10 protein-coding genes are annotated in these 14,513 nt (G+C 69.8%); 3 read left to right on the top strand and 7 right to left on the bottom strand.

Going from position 1 to position 14,513, the window contains the following annotated elements; genetic code table 11:
- Positions 1–490 precede the first annotated feature (490 nt).
- Both V6S85_RS23095 and V6S85_RS23100 read right to left on the bottom strand, forming a co-directional pair.
- Positions 491–1,180 carry a DUF998 domain-containing protein gene (locus V6S85_RS23095; protein WP_442885732.1) on the bottom strand — a complete coding sequence of 230 codons (690 nt, stop codon included), beginning with the start codon at positions 1,178–1,180 and terminating at the stop codon, positions 491–493.
- Positions 1,181–1,187: 7 nt separating this feature from the next.
- Complete coding sequence (locus tag V6S85_RS23100; RefSeq protein WP_334350402.1) at positions 1,188–2,846, bottom strand: M28 family peptidase; 1,659 nt, start codon at positions 2,844–2,846, stop codon at positions 1,188–1,190.
- A 242-nt stretch (positions 2,847–3,088) separates the two neighbouring features.
- On the opposite strand from V6S85_RS23100, the gene V6S85_RS23105 reads away from it, so the two are divergent.
- Positions 3,089–3,310, top strand: coding sequence for a flagellar hook protein FlgE (locus V6S85_RS23105; protein ID WP_334350403.1), 222 nt, complete (start codon positions 3,089–3,091; stop codon positions 3,308–3,310).
- 121 nt (positions 3,311–3,431) lie between these two features.
- Here the strand turns inward: V6S85_RS23105 and V6S85_RS23110 are convergent, their stop codons facing one another.
- The gene (locus V6S85_RS23110) at positions 3,432–4,202 is read right to left on the bottom strand and encodes an anti-sigma factor (RefSeq protein WP_334350404.1); all 771 of its coding nucleotides are present in this window, start codon (positions 4,200–4,202) and stop codon (positions 3,432–3,434) included.
- Positions 4,199–4,699, bottom strand: a complete 501-nt coding sequence (locus tag V6S85_RS23115; protein WP_334350405.1) for a sigma-70 family RNA polymerase sigma factor — start codon at positions 4,697–4,699, stop codon at positions 4,199–4,201. Before V6S85_RS23115 ends, V6S85_RS23110 begins: the two co-directional genes overlap by 4 nt.
- A gap of 126 nt (positions 4,700–4,825) precedes the next feature.
- On the opposite strand from V6S85_RS23115, the gene V6S85_RS23120 reads away from it, so the two are divergent.
- Positions 4,826–6,094 (top strand): S8 family serine peptidase, encoded by a 1,269-nt coding sequence (locus V6S85_RS23120; RefSeq protein ID WP_334350406.1) that lies wholly within the window; start codon positions 4,826–4,828, stop codon positions 6,092–6,094.
- A 102-nt stretch (positions 6,095–6,196) separates the two neighbouring features.
- Positions 6,197–7,048: a hypothetical protein gene (locus tag V6S85_RS23125; protein WP_334350407.1), complete on the top strand. Its 852-nt coding sequence runs from the start codon at positions 6,197–6,199 to the stop codon at positions 7,046–7,048.
- A gap of 76 nt (positions 7,049–7,124) precedes the next feature.
- Here the strand turns inward: V6S85_RS23125 and rpoD are convergent, their stop codons facing one another.
- From rpoD to V6S85_RS23140, 3 genes are all read right to left on the bottom strand, one after another.
- A complete protein-coding gene (gene rpoD, locus V6S85_RS23130; protein ID WP_116566456.1) occupies positions 7,125–9,080 on the bottom strand; it encodes an RNA polymerase sigma factor RpoD in 1,956 nt (651 codons plus the stop codon).
- A 700-nt stretch (positions 9,081–9,780) separates the two neighbouring features.
- Positions 9,781–13,074, bottom strand: a complete 3,294-nt coding sequence (gene carB / locus V6S85_RS23135) for a carbamoyl-phosphate synthase large subunit (protein WP_334350408.1) — start codon at positions 13,072–13,074, stop codon at positions 9,781–9,783.
- Between the two features lie 146 nt (positions 13,075–13,220).
- Positions 13,221–14,405, bottom strand: coding sequence for a patatin-like phospholipase family protein (locus V6S85_RS23140; protein WP_334350409.1), 1,185 nt, complete (start codon positions 14,403–14,405; stop codon positions 13,221–13,223).
- Positions 14,406–14,513 lie beyond the last annotated feature (108 nt).

Genomic DNA, 14,513 nt, shown 5'->3' on the forward strand with positions numbered 1-14,513 from the left:
AAAGCGAAGGCCCCGGAGGGAAACCTCCGGGGCCTTTTCTTTTGGCTCCTCCCCCTCTGGGGGAGGCGGCCCGAAGGGCCGGAGGGGGGACGTTTTCAGCTTCCGGGGCGCTGGCCGGCCATCCCCCAGACCCTCTCCCTGAAGGGAGAGGGAGGGGCCCAGGCGACAGCCTGGGAGGGTGAGGGGTTACGCCGCTGGCCGGCGTGCCGGCACGCCGTCTCCGGTCCCTGACTCAAGCCCACCAACACACCCGCCTCCCTCGCCCTCGTGGCGCCGGCCGCCGCTCAAACTTCGACCGTGCTCGAAAGGTCTGAGCAGGCTGAACCCTGGATCCTGGGCACAGGGCCCAGGAAGGCGCCCATGAGGAACCTCCCCCCTCTGGGGGAGGTGGCCCGAAGGGCCGGAGGGGGGCCGTTTTCAGCTTGCGATGAGCCGGAAGTCACCCCCACCGATCGCTGCGCGATCGCCTCCCCCACAGGGGGAGGTTCACCTAAGCCGCCGCCGGCTCCAGTTCCACGGACCTGGCCCGCCAGCCGCGTTCCAGGCTCCAGGCGGCGATGCCCAGCCACAGGAGGCCCAGGAACGCATGGCCCCGCTGCCAGAAGCCGACGTCATTGCCCGTGCGCACGTTCCACACGCCCGTCAGCAGGGCCAGCACCAGCAGCAGGCCGAAGAACCAGCCCAGCGAGAAGTGCGCCAGCCGCCGGTAGCCCGGCTTGCCCCACAAGGCCCAGGCGGTGAACAGCGGCGCGAACTGGATGGCCAGGCCCACGCCGCAGGCCCGGTGCATAGGGTCAGGCCAATGGAAGACGCCGGCGAAGAAGGCGCCCAGGCCGGTCATCGCCACCCAGAGGCCCGCGAAGGCCGAGACCTGGCGGCGGCCGCCGGCCTTTTCCAGGGCATGGGCGAAGCCCGCGCCGGCGAAGAGGCCCGCAACACCGGCCAGCATCATGCCCAGGTTGAAGATTTCCGGAGTCGGGGCCGCCGGGCCGCCCAGCTCGCTGATGAACTGGGCGCCGGGGTCGAAGCCGGGGAACAGCCTCTGGGCCAGCCACACGTCGGCCACCATCACCAGCGGCGTGATCACGCCGAGCCTCAGGAGCGAGCCCACGCTGGCCACCAGATTCCCTCTCGATAAAGACGAAGAGGGAAAATCGACCTCTCCGTCCCTCCGGTCAATGGGTCGCTCAGCGCGCGGCCGAGGACGGATGCCCCTTGGGCGCGAAGGTCGAGCCGAAGAAGTCGCCGGGGTTCCAGGTCGGGCGCTCGGCGGCGTCGGCCAGGTCGTGGGCGATCTCGTAGTTGACCAGGGCGAACTTGGCGGCCGCCTGGTAGTCGATCGCCTGCTTCAGGTCGTCGCCCGGCTTGTGATAGTGCGTGGCCAGGAAGTCCTTGAAGGCCTTCTCGCCGCCGTTCTTGAAGCCGGTCATCAGGAACACCGACGGCACGCCCTGCTCGACGAAGCGATAGTGGTCGCTGCGGGTGAACAGGCCTTCTTCCGGCATCGGGTCGGGCGACAGGGCGATGTCGACGCGGCCGGCGGCCTTGGCGACGATCGGGCCGACGCTCGAGCGATTGGCCCCGAAGGCTACCACGTCGGTGAACGGGTACAGCAGCACCGGCATGTCGAGATTGACGTCCGCGGCCAGCTCGGCTTTCGGCACGGTCGGATTGTGCGCGAAGTATTCCGAGCCGATCAGGCCCTTTTCCTCGGCGGTGACGGCCAGCAGCAGGATCGAGCGCTTGGGCCGGGCCTTGCCTTGCGTGAAGCCGCGGCCGACCTCCAGCAGGGTGGCGACGCCGCTCGCGTTGTCGAGGGCGCCGTTATAGACCGCGTCCTCGCCGGGCTTGGGATTTTCCTTGATCCCTTCGTGGTCGAGGTGGGCGCTGAGCACGATGGTCTGGGCCTTCAGGGTCGGGTCCGAGCCCTCGATCAGGCCGGCGACATTGCTGCTGCGGCGCTGCTGGATCTCGCTCTTCAGGGCGACGCTGGCGGTCGTCGGCAGGGCGAAGCCTTCGACCTTGCCTTCCTGGGTGTCGGCGGCGGTGTAGGCGGCTTCCAGGCGCGCGGTGGCCGAGCCGAACAGCTTGTACGCGCCCTTGACGCTGATCGAGGCCAGGCTGGGGGCCGAGCCGCCGCGGACGAAGGGCGCGCCCTGCGGCGTGCTCCAGGTCATGCGCCAGTCGCGGGCGCCGGCGACGCCGCGGGCGAACGGACGGCGCTTCTCGCTGGCGGGCGTGCCCAGGGTCAGCACGCCGATCGCGCCGCGACGGGCGGCCTCGGCTCGCTTGACGCCGACCGAGCCGTAGTGGGCCCGTTCCTCGGTCTGGAAGCCCTTGGGGGCGCCGGACAGCACGACGACGATCTTGCCCGCGACGTCCAGGCCCGCGAAGTCGTCGCGACCGCGCTCGGGAGCGCTGACGCCGAAGCCGACGAACACCAGCGGGGCGGTCAGGGCCAGTTCGGCCTTGTCGGCCTGGGGGCTGGGCAGGAAGTCCTCGCCGAAGACCAGCGAGACGGGCGCGTTGCTTGCTTCGGCGACCTTGATCTCGCCGTCGCCCGCCGGACGGTAGGCCACCAGCGGCACCGTCTGCAGGTAGGAGCCCGCGTCGCCGGCCGGCTTCAGGCCCAGCAGGGCGAACTGGGCGGCCACATAGTTGGCGGCCAGGTCGTAGCCGCGCGTGCCGGCCTCGCGGCCCTCCATCAGGTCGTCCGCCAGGAAGGTCATGTGGGCGCGGATGGCGTCGGCCGAGGGGACGAAGGCGTCCTTGGGCGCGGCGAGGGCGGGATGGGCGACCAGCAGGAGGGCGGCGCTGAGAAAGGCGGCGCGGCGCGAGAAGGGCATTCGGGCAGGTTCCAGGCGCGGCGGATCCGCGGAGCCGGCGACCTTGCAGAGGGGAGGACAGCTTGTCGAGCAAGCTCTGCCTGAACGTTTTGTAATGTCGGCGATCAGTGCGTTCGCGCGGGTAACCTTAACGAGAAAAATTCTCTACATAATTGGGTAAGGTCGATGGAAATTCACCCTATTTATGAAGATCCGCTTAACCGAACCCCGTCAGCTTCGCGATACGACAGGGAAAACGGTTCATGCAGGCCATCTTGATCTCCGCCGCGGGCATGGGCGCCGCAGCCGGCCGTCTGGCCGCCAGCGCTCAGCGCGTGGGGAGCGATGCGGGCCTTGCCGCCAAGACGGATCTCGCCGCCGAGCGCGTCGAGCAGATCTCGGCTGAAACCGACTTCTCCGCCAATGCCGCGGTGCTTCGCACCGCCGACGCCATGACCGGCGTCCTGCTCGACCTTCTGGCCTAGCAGTCCTCCGGTCATTATCCGCGCCCGCCTCGCGTCCCCCCCTGCGAAGGGCGCGGATACGCCGCCTCCTGGATTTTCCCCTAGTCTTTCCAGGAGGCGGCGACCCTATCCGCCTTTGAATTCAGCGCCAGTTGGTCTTGAGGGCCTGGGCCTCGCCGGCCGCGTCCAGCGGCGCGCCGGAGATCATGCCGTCGACCACGGCCATCACGGCGGTCGGCGTTTCCGAGGCGGCCTGGCGGTACTCGCCGCCGGCTGCGGCCGCCGTCGCGGGCGAGGAGGCCAGCACCCGCCAGGCGCCGTCGGCGCGGCAGGCCACGCCCGCCTGGTCCTGGCCCTGGAAGGTGCGGCACCAGCGGCCGGCCTGGCTCTTGAAGGTCACGCCGATCCGCACCGGGCCCTGGCCTTGCGCGGCCGCGCCGTCCTCCAGCGCCCGGGCCAGCGGCCCGACGGCCATCGGCGGTTCGGCGGCGCGGCCGTCGGCGGTCGGCGGCGAGGGCAGGGCCAGGCGGCCGATCGCCAGGCCGGCCACCAGGCAGGCGGCCATGGCGGCCCAGGCCGGCGGCTTGCGGAAGGCCGGACGGCCGGCGACCGGCGTCGCGGGCTTCTGGACCTTGGCCTTGTCCTTGAGCTTTTCCTTGGGCTTGGGCTGCGGGAAGGCGATCACCTCGGCGGGCTTGCTTCCGGCGGTCACGGTCGCCTTCAGGTCGGGCGGGACCGGTTCGCGCAGGACGCCGGCATGGGCGCCCGACAGCAGCCGGCGCAGGTCGCGCTGGGCCTGGATTCGCGCGGCCAGCGCGGGATCCTTGGTCATGGCCGCGGTGATCTTGGCCATGGCCTCGGGCGGCAGTTCGCCGTCCACATAGGCGAAGACCTCTTCGTCGCTCACGGTCATGGCCTTGCTCCTTGGTCGATCAGCGCGGCTTGCAGGGCCGTGCGGCCGCGCGCCAGGCGGCTGGTGAGGGTTCCCATCGGGATGTCGAGACTATCGGCGGCCTCCTGGTAGGACAGCCCCTCGATCAGCACCAGGGCCACCGCGACCCGCTGGTCCTCGGGCAGGGCGTCCAGCGCCGCCTCGACGGCGGTCAGGACCAGGCGGCCGTCCAGCGACGGCGCGGCCGGATCGGCGGCGTGCACGCCGGCCTCGGGCGGGGCCAGGACACGGCCGTGGCGGGCCCTGCTTCTGCTCTCGTCGATCCAGGCGTTGCGCATGATCCGAAACATCCAGCTGTCTTGTCGCGTGCCTTCCCGCCACTGATCGCGACGCGCCAGGGCGCGCTCGACGGTCAGCTGCGTCAGGTCGTCGGCGTCGGCGGGATCCCGGGCCAGCACCCGCGCCATGCGGCGAAGCCGCGGCAGCAGGTCCAGCATGTCCTTCTGAAACGAATCCAAGGTCCGCCTACGTCGCCTAAGGGAAGAAACGCGCCGCTTCCGGCGTTTAATCCATGAACCGGATAATTATTCCACTCCGCGCGGGTTCCGGCCATCGTTCTCGCGCGGCAAGCTTCGGAGATCGCGTTGCGGAAGAAAGTCCACGTCCTTGCCATCGCGGCCTGCGTCCTGGCCCTCGCGCCGGCGGCGGACGCGCAGCTGCTGCCAGGCGGCCTGCCGTCGCTGCCCAGTCGACTGCCGGTGGTCTCCGACGTGGTCGACGGCGCCGAGGACCTGACCACGCGCACGGCGCGGGACGTGCGGGACTTGGCGGGGCTGGACCGGCTGAAGGCCCTGCTGCGCGCCAATCCCCGTGTCCTCGAGCCCGACGACCAGGGCCGCCCCGTCGTGCGCGGCGAGGTGCTGGCCGTCTCGCCAAGGCCCGAGGCCCTGCAGCGGGCCTTGGACGCCGGGTTCGTCGAGGCGCGACGGGTGCGCTCGCCCGATCTGGGCATTGAGCTGGTGACCCTGACGCCGCCGCGCGGCATGGACGCCCGCCAGGCCGTTCGCCGCCTGAAGGCGCTGGATCCGTCCGGCGACTACGACTTCAATCACATCTATGCCGGGGCCGGCCTGGCGAGCACGAGCGGCCTGGCTGTCGTGGGCCCGACCGTCGCCGGGGCGAGCGGCGCGCGGGTCGGGCTGGTCGACGGCGGGGTGGATGCGGGCCATCCGGACTTTCGCGGCGTGGCCATCGAGCAGCGGGGCTTCACCAAGGGCGCGCCCAAGGCCGGAGCGCACGGTACGGCGACGGCTTCGCTGATCGTCGCGCGCGACTACGGCTCGGCCGGACCGGGCGCCAAGTTGCTGGCCGCCGACGTCTATGGCGTGGGGCCGACCGGCGGCTCGGCCTCGGCGATCGTCGGGGCGCTGTCTTGGATGAGCGCGGCCAAGGTCCCGGTGGTCAATGTCAGCCTGGTCGGGCCCGACAACGGAGCGCTGCGGGCGGCGGTGAAGGCGCTGGTCGGCCAGGGCGTGCTGGTCGTGGCGGCAGTCGGCAATGACGGTCCGGCCGCGCCGCCGCTGTATCCGGCCTCCTATCCGGGGGTGATCGCCGTCACGGGCGTCGACAAGCGGGGCAGGGCGCTGCCCGAGGCCAGCGCCAATGGCCAAGTAGCGTTCGCGGCCCTGGGCGCCGAGGTAAGGGCCGCCGCGCCGGGCGGACGCAGGGCCAGCCTGCGCGGCGCCTCGTTCGCCGCGCCCGTCGTGGCCGGACGGCTGGCCCGGCTGACGGCCAGTCCAGACCCGGCCAAGGCCCGGGCGGCGGTGGCTGCGTTGGCACGCTCGGCCAAGGACCTGGGCGCGCCGGGACCCGATCGGACGTTCGGCGCGGGCGAGGTCGACGCGGGTCGCTGAAATAATTTCCGGCGGCGATGGAAGAAAGCTGGAAGCGGCGTCGTTGGACGGGTCAGGAGGCGAAAAAGACGCCCCGCGAAATGACCCTCAAGGAGACGTCCCATGCGTAAGACCTCGTTCCTCGTCACCGCCGCTTCGGCCGCCGTCCTGCTGGCCGCCCCGATGGCCCAGGCCCAGTTGCTGGGCGGCTCGGGCGGCGGCGGGCTGACCGGCGGCCTCACCGGCGGCATGGGCGGCCTCGGCGGTCAGCTCGGTGGAACCGGGGGGCTCGGCGGCGGCCTGACCGCTCCCGACGCCAGCGGCCTGGGCTCGGGCGTCCGCGGGACCGCGAGCCGGATCCGCGACCGGGCCGGCGAGACGACCTCGACCGCGCGCGGCAAGGCCCGTGACGCCGCCGGCCGCACGCGCGGCGCCGCCGAAGGCGCGGCCTCGACCGCCCGCGGCGCGGCTTCGAGCGCCAAGGCCGACGGTTCGGCCGAAGGTTCCGGCTCGGGCTCGGCGACCGCCGGCCAGCTGACCGGCGCCCTGGCGGGCTCGGGCTCCGGCGCGGGTTCGGTCGCTGCGCCCGACACGAGCGGTCTGGCCTCGACCGCTTCGAGCGCCGCCTCGAACGCCGCGTCCCGCGCCCAGGGCGTCGCCGGCTCGGCCCGCGACCGGGCCGCCGGCGCCGCCGGCCGCGCCACGGGCGTCGCCCGCAACGCCGCTGGTTCGGCCCGTGACGCGGCCGCCTCGACCAACGCGACCGGCGACGGCGCCCTGACCGGCGGCGGCTCGATCAGCCGCGACGGCGCCTCGGGCTCGGCCAATGGCTCGGGCTCGTCCAGCGCCTCGACCAGCAAGGGCGGCGCCGGCCAGGCCGGCTCGCTGGGCCTGTCGGGCTCGGCCTCGCGCAGCGGCGTCTCGGGTTCGGCCAATGGCGCCGGCTCGGCCGACGTCAAGACCGGCAACAACTAGGCCGGCTTTCTTCGTCGAAAAGAAAAAGGCGGCGTCCTCGCGGGCGCCGCCTTCGTCTTGTTCAGCTCGCAGCCGATCAGCTGTCGAGGAAGCTGCGCAGCTTGCGCGAGCGGCTCGGGTGCTTGAGCTTGCGCAGGGCCTTGGCTTCGATCTGACGGATGCGTTCGCGGGTCACCGAGAACTGCTGGCCGACTTCTTCCAGCGTGTGGTCGGTGTTCATGCCGATGCCGAAGCGCATCCGCAGAACCCGTTCTTCCCGCGGGGTCAGCGACGCGAGCACTCGCGTCGTGGTCTCACGAAGATTGCTCTGGATGGCCGCGTCGATCGGCAGGACGGCGTTCTTGTCCTCGATGAAGTCGCCCAGGTGGCTGTCTTCCTCGTCGCCGATCGGCGTTTCGAGCGAGATCGGCTCCTTGGCGATCTTCAGGACCTTGCGCACCTTTTCCAGCGGCATGGCCAGCTTTTCGGCCAGCTCTTCCGGGGTCGGCTCGCGGCCGATCTCGTGCAGCATCTGGCGGCTGGTGCGGACGATCTTGTTGATCGTCTCGATCATGTGGACCGGGATGCGGATGGTCCGCGCCTGGTCGGCGATCGAGCGGGTGATGGCCTGGCGGATCCACCAGGTGGCGTAGGTCGAGAACTTGTAGCCGCGGCGGTACTCGAACTTGTCGACGGCCTTCATCAGGCCGATGTTGCCTTCCTGGATCAGGTCCAGGAACTGCAGACCGCGGTTGGTGTACTTCTTGGCGATCGAGATCACGAGGCGCAGGTTGGCCTCGACCATTTCCTTCTTGGCCTGACGGGCCTCGCGCTCGCCCTTCTGAACGGTCTGGACGATGCGGCGATAGTCGTCGATCGGCACGCCCGTTTCGGTGGCCAGGGCGGCGATTTCCTGGCGGATGTCGGAAACCGAGCTGGTGTCGTTCTCGACGAACTTGGTCCAGCGCACGCCCATGCCCTTCACCTGGTCGACCCAGGTGGGGTTCAGTTCCGAGCCGAAATAGGCCTTGAGGAACTCGGCGCGGCTGATGCCGTAGCTGTCGGCCAGGCGCAGCAGGCGGCCTTCCAGGCCGATCAGGCGCTTGTTGATCGCATAGAGCTGCTCGACCAGCGCCTCGATGCGGTTGTTGTTCAGCTTCAGCGTCTTGAGGTGCTGGATGATCGTCGCCGACAGGCCCTCGTAGGCCTTGCGGTCGGCGTCCGACAGGTCCTGGCCCTTCAGGCGGCTGCCGACCAGCTTGTCCTGCAGCTTGCGGAAGGTCTCGAACTCGCTGGCGATGGCGTCGAGGATGGCCATGACGCCTTCGCGCAGCTCGCCTTCCATGGCGCTGACGGTCGGGCCCGCGCCGTCGTCGAAGTCGTCGTCGTCCTCGCCTTCGCCCTCGGGCTTGGCTTCGCCGGCCTCGTCGTCGACGGGCTCGGCCGGACCTTCGTCGTCCTCGGCCGCGGGCTGGGCCGCGCCGCCGTTGATGGCCGCGTAGGTGCCTTCCAGGTCGATGACTTCACGCAGCAGGATGCGGCCGGTGGAGAGTTCCTCGCGCCACACCATGATGGCTTCGAAGGTCAGCGCGCTTTCGCACAGACCGCGGATCATCGTGTCGCGGCCGGCCTCGATGCGCTTGGCGATGGCGATTTCGCCTTCGCGCGACAGCAGCTCGACCGAGCCCATCTCGCGCAGGTACATGCGCACGGGGTCGTCGGTGCGGTCGTAGGCGGCCGGCTTGTCGCTGGTGATGACCGTGGTGTTCTCGTCGCGGGTGGCGACTTCGCCGCCCTCGGCGTTCTCGGCGTCTTCCTCGGCCTCGACGACGTTGACGCCCATCTCGCTGAGCATGGCGAGGGTGTCTTCGATGGCGTCGGGGCTGACTTCTTCCGACGGCAGCACCTTGTTCAGCTCGTCCATCGTGACGTAGCCGCGGGCTTTCGCCTGCTTGATGAACTTCTTTACGCCGGCGTCGGTCAGGTCGAGGAGCGGACCATCACCACCGGTGGCTTCGGGCGCTTCGGTCTCGGCCGTGGAATTGTTGCTCATCAAGCTCTCCGAAATCGGCGCCGCTCCCTTCGTGGCGGGGGCGGGCCGAAAATGCCTCAACATGTCTCCGGCCTTCCGCGGATCCTCGCGAGTTCGGGCCGGCTACTGCTTCCTCAAGGGTCAGGACCCCGCTGCGCAGGCGCTCCAAGCGTCCAGCAGGATCGGCGAAAAAATTTTCGACGTTCTGTGAACTAACGCACGAAAGACCACGGGGTAACGCTCCGCGCGAAAAGGGCGGAGGGCGGCGGCTTCGAGCGCGGCGTTCATGAACGTCGATCTTTCGATCGGCGACCGCTGGGACCTGGCGCGGCGAGGATGACATCCTGTTTCAAAGAGGGCGCGCGCTGTGCGTTGGCGGCCCGATCGATGTCAAATCAGCTGCGTGGCAAATCCTTGAGTCGGCAAATGGCCGTGGGTGACGCCTGTGTCAAGATGGCGACAGCCGGGAAGGGCGGTTTCTTTGGGTTTTGAGGCGGTGCGCGCGCTGTTCGGCCCTTCCTCAAGATGCTCCCCCTGAAGGGGGAGCTGTCGCGGAGCGACTGAGGGGGAAGGGATTGCTGACGTTGAGGGTGCGCTGAGCCCATCAGACACTTCCCCCTCCGGCCCTTCGGGCCACCTCCCCCTTCAGGGGGAGGATCACGAAAAAGCCGCCCGGATCGCTCCGGGCGGCTTCTTGCGTCTTAAGGACGAGGCCTTGGCCTTACGCGTAGCTTTGCAGCGGGCGCACGTCGAGGGACTCGGCCGGGGCGCCGGCGATGGCCTGGGCGGCGGCCAGCGCGCCGGCGCTGGTGGTGTAGTAGGGCACCTTCATCATCAGCGCCGTACGGCGGATGTCGAAGCTGTCCTCAAGGGCCTGCTTGCCTTCGGTGGTGTTGAAGACCAGTTGCACGCCGCCGTTCTTCATCACGTCGACGATGTTGGGGCGGCCTTCCAGCACCTTCTTGACCAGCTCGACCTCGACGCCCTGCTCGGCGAGATAGCCGCGGGTGCCGACGGTGGAGATCACCTTGAAGCCGGCCGCTTGCAGCAGCTTCACCGGCTCGACGATCCACGGACGGTCGCTTTCCTTGACCGACACGAACGCCGTGCCCGAGGTCGGCAGCTTCACGCCGCCGCCCAGCTGGCTCTTGGCGAAGGCGCGGGCGAAGGCCGGGCCCAGGCTCGTTTCGCCTTCACGGATCCAGTCGAGGCCCATGACCTCGCCGGTCGAGCGCATTTCCGGGCCGAGCACCGTGTCGACGCCGGCGAAGCGGGCGAACGGGAAGACGGCTTCCTTGACCGCGATGTGGTCGTAGGGCTCGTCCTTCAGGCCGAACTCGGAAAGCTTGGCGCCGGCCATCAGCTTGGCGGCGATGGCGGCCACGGGCTGGCCAATGGTCTTGGCGACGAACGGCACGGTGCGCGAGGCGCGCGGGTTCACTTCCAGCACGTAGATGCGCGGGGCGTCGGAGTGCGGTTCCTCGATGGCGAACTGCACGTTCATCAGGCCGCGAACGTTGAGGGCCAGGGCCATCTGCACGGTCTGGCGCTTCAGTTCCGCGATGGTCTCGGCCTTCAGCGAGAAGGGCGGCATCGAACACGCCGAGTCGCCCGAGTGGACGCCGGCTTCCTCGATGTGCTCCAGCACGCCGGCCACGAAGACGTTCTCGCCGTCGCACAGGGCGTCGACGTCAACCTCGGTGGCGCGGCTCAGATAGTGGTCGAGCAGGATCGGGTGTTCGAACGAGATCTCGCCGGCGCCGGCGATGTAGCGCTCCATGGCCTCATGGTCGCGGATGATCTCCATCCCCCGCCCGCCCAGCACGTAGGACGGACGCATCACGAACGGGAAGCCGATCTTGTCGCCTTCGGCGCGGGCCTCGTCCCAGCTGCGGGCGATGGCGTTTTCCGGCTGGGCGATGTCGAGGCCGTTCAGCAGTTGCTGGAAGCGCTCGCGGTCCTCGGCCAGGTCGATGGCGTCGGGGCTGGTGCCCAGGATCGGCACGCCGGCCTCTTCCAGAGCATGGGCCAGCTTCAGCGGGGTCTGGCCGCCGAACTGGACGATGACGCCGGCCAGCTCGCCCTTGCCCATCTCGACGTGCAGCAGCTCCAGCACGTCCTCGGCCGTCAGCGGCTCGAAGTACAGGCGGTCGGAGGTGTCGTAGTCGGTCGAGACGGTCTCGGGGTTGCAGTTGACCATGATCGACTCCACGCCGATCTGGTCGAGCGCGAATGCGGCGTGGCAGCAGCAGTAGTCGAACTCGATGCCCTGGCCGATGCGGTTGGGACCGCCGCCGAGGATGACGGCCTTCTTGGCGCCGGTCGGCTCGCTCTCGCACTCGGGAACCTGGCCCAGGGCCCCGAACTCGTAGGTCGAGTACATGTAGGGCGTGGTGGCCAGGAACTCGCCGGCGCAGCTGTCGATGCGCTTGAAGACCGGGCGGACGTTCAGGCCCTGGCGGGCGGCGCGGACGGCCTTTTCGTTGGAGGCGGTCAGCTTGGCCAGGCGGGCATCGGAGAAGCCCTGGGCCTTGAGGGCGCGGAAGCCCTGGGCGGTCTTGGGCAGGCCGCCGGCGCGGACCAGGCCTTCCTGGCGGACGATCTCGGCGATCTGGCGCAGGAACCAGGGTTCATACGAGCACGCGGCGTTGACCTCTTCCACGGTCAGGCCGTGGCGGAAGGCCTGGGCGATGACGCGCAGGCGGTCCGGGGTGGGCACGCCCAGGGCGCGGACGACGGCGGCCTTGCCGGTGTCGGGGTCATCGGCGCCGTGGATTTCCACCTCGTCGAAGCCGGCGAGGCCCGTCTCCAGGCCGCGCAGGGCCTTTTGGACGCTTTCCTTGAAGGTGCGGCCGATGGCCATCACTTCGCCGACCGACTTCATGGCCGTGGTGAGCAGGGGCTCCGAGCCCGGATACTTCTCGAAGGCGAAGCGCGGGATCTTGGTGACGACGTAGTCGATCGACGGCTCGAACGAGGCCGGGGTCGCGCCGCCGGTGATGTCGTTCTGAAGTTCGTCCAGCGTGTAGCCGACGGCCAGGCGCGCGGCGACCTTGGCGATCGGGAAGCCGGTGGCCTTGGACGCCAGGGCCGACGAGCGCGACACGCGCGGGTTCATCTCGATGACGACCATGCGGCCGTCGGCCGGGTTCAGCGCGAACTGGACGTTCGAACCGCCGGTCTCGACGCCGATCTCGCGCAGCACGGCGATCGAGGCCGCGCGCATCCACTGGTATTCCTTGTCCGTCAGGGTCAGGGCCGGGGCGACGGTGATGCTGTCGCCGGTGTGGACGCCCATCGGATCGATGTTCTCGATCGAGCAGACGATGATGCAGTTGTCCGCGGTGTCGCGGACCACTTCCATCTCGTATTCCTTCCAGCCCAGCACACTCTCTTCAATGAGCACCTCGGTGGTCGGCGACAGGTCGAGGCCGCGCTCGACGATCTCCTTGAACTCTTCGAGGTTGTAGGCGATGCCGCCGCCGGTGCCGGCCAGGGTGAAGGACGGACGGATGATCGCCGGCAGGCCGACGAAATCCAGGCCTTCCATGGCTTCGTCCATGGTGTGGGCGGCCTTGGAGCGCGGGCTCTCGAGGCCCAGCTTGTCCATGGCGTCGCGGAACTTCTGGCGGTCCTCGGCCTTGTCGATGACCTCGGCCTTGGCGCCGATCATCTCGACGCCGAACTTCTTCAGGACGCCGGCTTCCTCGAGGGCGAGGGCGGTGTTCAGGGCCGTCTGGCCGCCCATGGTCGGGAGCAGCGCGTCGGGGCGCTCCTTCTCGATGATCTTGGCGACCATGTCGGGGGTGATCGGCTCGATGTAGGTCGCGTCGGCCACGTCCGGATCGGTCATGATCGTGGCCGGGTTCGAGTTGACCAGGATGATGCGGTAGCCTTCGGCGCGGAGCGCCTTGCAGGCCTGGACGCCCGAATAGTCGAACTCGCAGGCCTGACCGATGACGATGGGCCCAGCGCCGATGATCAGGATCGAGGAGAGGTCGGTACGTTTGGGCATGGCTAACTCGCGCAAAGACACGGTCGCGCACATCCGCGCGCCCGCTGTCGACCATCTTGCAGGTTAAGCCGCCCCTTTAGAGACGGAGTCAGGCGGGCGCAACCCCAGAGTCGGGGAGTCTGGAAAAGCGCTGTTAACGGTGTGGCTTAGCGGCCGGCCTTGGCTGGCGGCGCGGCTACGATTGGAGGCTCGGCGGGGGCGGCGGCCAGGCTCCAGGCCCAGCCGGCGACGGCGCGGTCGTAGCCCATGCGGAAGAGGGCTTTGCGGTTGCCGGCGGCGAAGTCCAGGCCCGAGGTGTCGGCCTCGGCGGCGTCGGGGATGGCGCTGTAGAACAGCTGCCCGCCGTTGCGCTGGGCGAAGCCGGCGCTGGCGGCCAGGTGGGTGCGGATCAGGGCCTTGCTCATGGTCTGCCACGAGCGGCCGACGATCGACAGGGCGCCGCCCTTGGTGAAGCCGAAGACGCCGCCGACCTGGCCGTTGACGACGACGAAGATCCGGCCGGGCTTGGCCGTGCCGCGGTCGGCGGTCCACAGCAGCAGGGATTCCGGCGCGACGAAGAACGGGATGGTGACCCCGCCGTCGACGTGCATTTCCGACAGCCGGCGGCCGTGGCCCTCGACCTGGATCAGGGCGGGCGGGAAGACGCCGGGAATGCTGGCCGAGGCCACCAGCACGTCGCGGAACAGCTCGCGTGAGGCCTCGTCGCCCTTGGAGGCGATGGCGCCCATGTCCCAGATCACCGTCTCCTCGGTGTCGAGGTTGGTGGTGGCGATCAGCAGGCGACGGCCGCGGGCGTGCTCGGCGGCGATGGCCTGCATCATGTTGGCGTCAGCGTACTTGTCGACGAGGCCGCTCAGCGCCCGGCTGTCGTAGAAGCTGGGGTGGAAGAGGACGCCCAGGCCGCGCGGCTGAAGGATCCGGTCGACGGCGTCGCCGGTGTAGACCTCGGCCAGGCGCGCATCCCAGGTGGGGCCGAGGAAGGCGAAGGGGGCGGTCAGGGCGCCGGTCGAGACGCCGGTGACGATGTCGAACTCGGGCCGCTCGCCGGTCTTGGTCCAGCCGGTGATGACGCCCGCGCCGTACGCGCCGTTGGAGCCGCCGCCGGAGAGGGCCAGGACGTCGAAGGTCTGCTGGTGGCGGGCGCGGTTGCGGGCGGCGTCGGCGAAGCGGATGCCGGCCGCGCCGTCGCTGGCGTTGAAGCGGATGTCCGACAGGCCCGAAGGCGGCGGGCCGGCCATGTCGCTGGCCTTGAACGCGTCGCGCGACACCGAGCCGCAGGCGGCCAGGGTCATCAGGGCGAGGGCGGCGAGGGCGAGGCGGATCGGACGCATGAGGGGCCGGGAGGGTTCGAACGGCGCGAACCTAGGCGTGGCGCGGGCCTGCGTCCACTCAATGGCGCGTTTGTTCAAAACCGATCGCCGAAACGCAAAACGGGCCGG

Source organism: Caulobacter sp. CCNWLW153, assembly GCF_036889365.1.
Lineage (GTDB): Bacteria > Pseudomonadota > Alphaproteobacteria > Caulobacterales > Caulobacteraceae > Caulobacter > Caulobacter radicis.

Excerpts from the sequence above, each read along its gene's own strand:
- V6S85_RS23100 (WP_334350402.1), bottom strand. The coding sequence starts at position 2,846 with ATGCCCTTCTCGCGCCGCGCCGCCTTTCTCAGCGCCGCCCTCCTGCTG.
- V6S85_RS23105 (WP_334350403.1), top strand. The coding sequence starts at position 3,089 with ATGCAGGCCATCTTGATCTCCGCCGCGGGCATGGGCGCCGCAGCCGGC.
- V6S85_RS23110 (WP_334350404.1), bottom strand. The coding sequence starts at position 4,202 with ATGACCGTGAGCGACGAAGAGGTCTTCGCCTATGTGGACGGCGAACTG.
- V6S85_RS23125 (WP_334350407.1), top strand. The coding sequence starts at position 6,197 with ATGCGTAAGACCTCGTTCCTCGTCACCGCCGCTTCGGCCGCCGTCCTG.
- rpoD (WP_116566456.1), bottom strand. The coding sequence starts at position 9,080 with ATGAGCAACAATTCCACGGCCGAGACCGAAGCGCCCGAAGCCACCGGT.
- carB (WP_334350408.1), bottom strand. The coding sequence starts at position 13,074 with ATGCCCAAACGTACCGACCTCTCCTCGATCCTGATCATCGGCGCTGGG.
- V6S85_RS23140 (WP_334350409.1), bottom strand. The coding sequence starts at position 14,405 with ATGCGTCCGATCCGCCTCGCCCTCGCCGCCCTCGCCCTGATGACCCTG.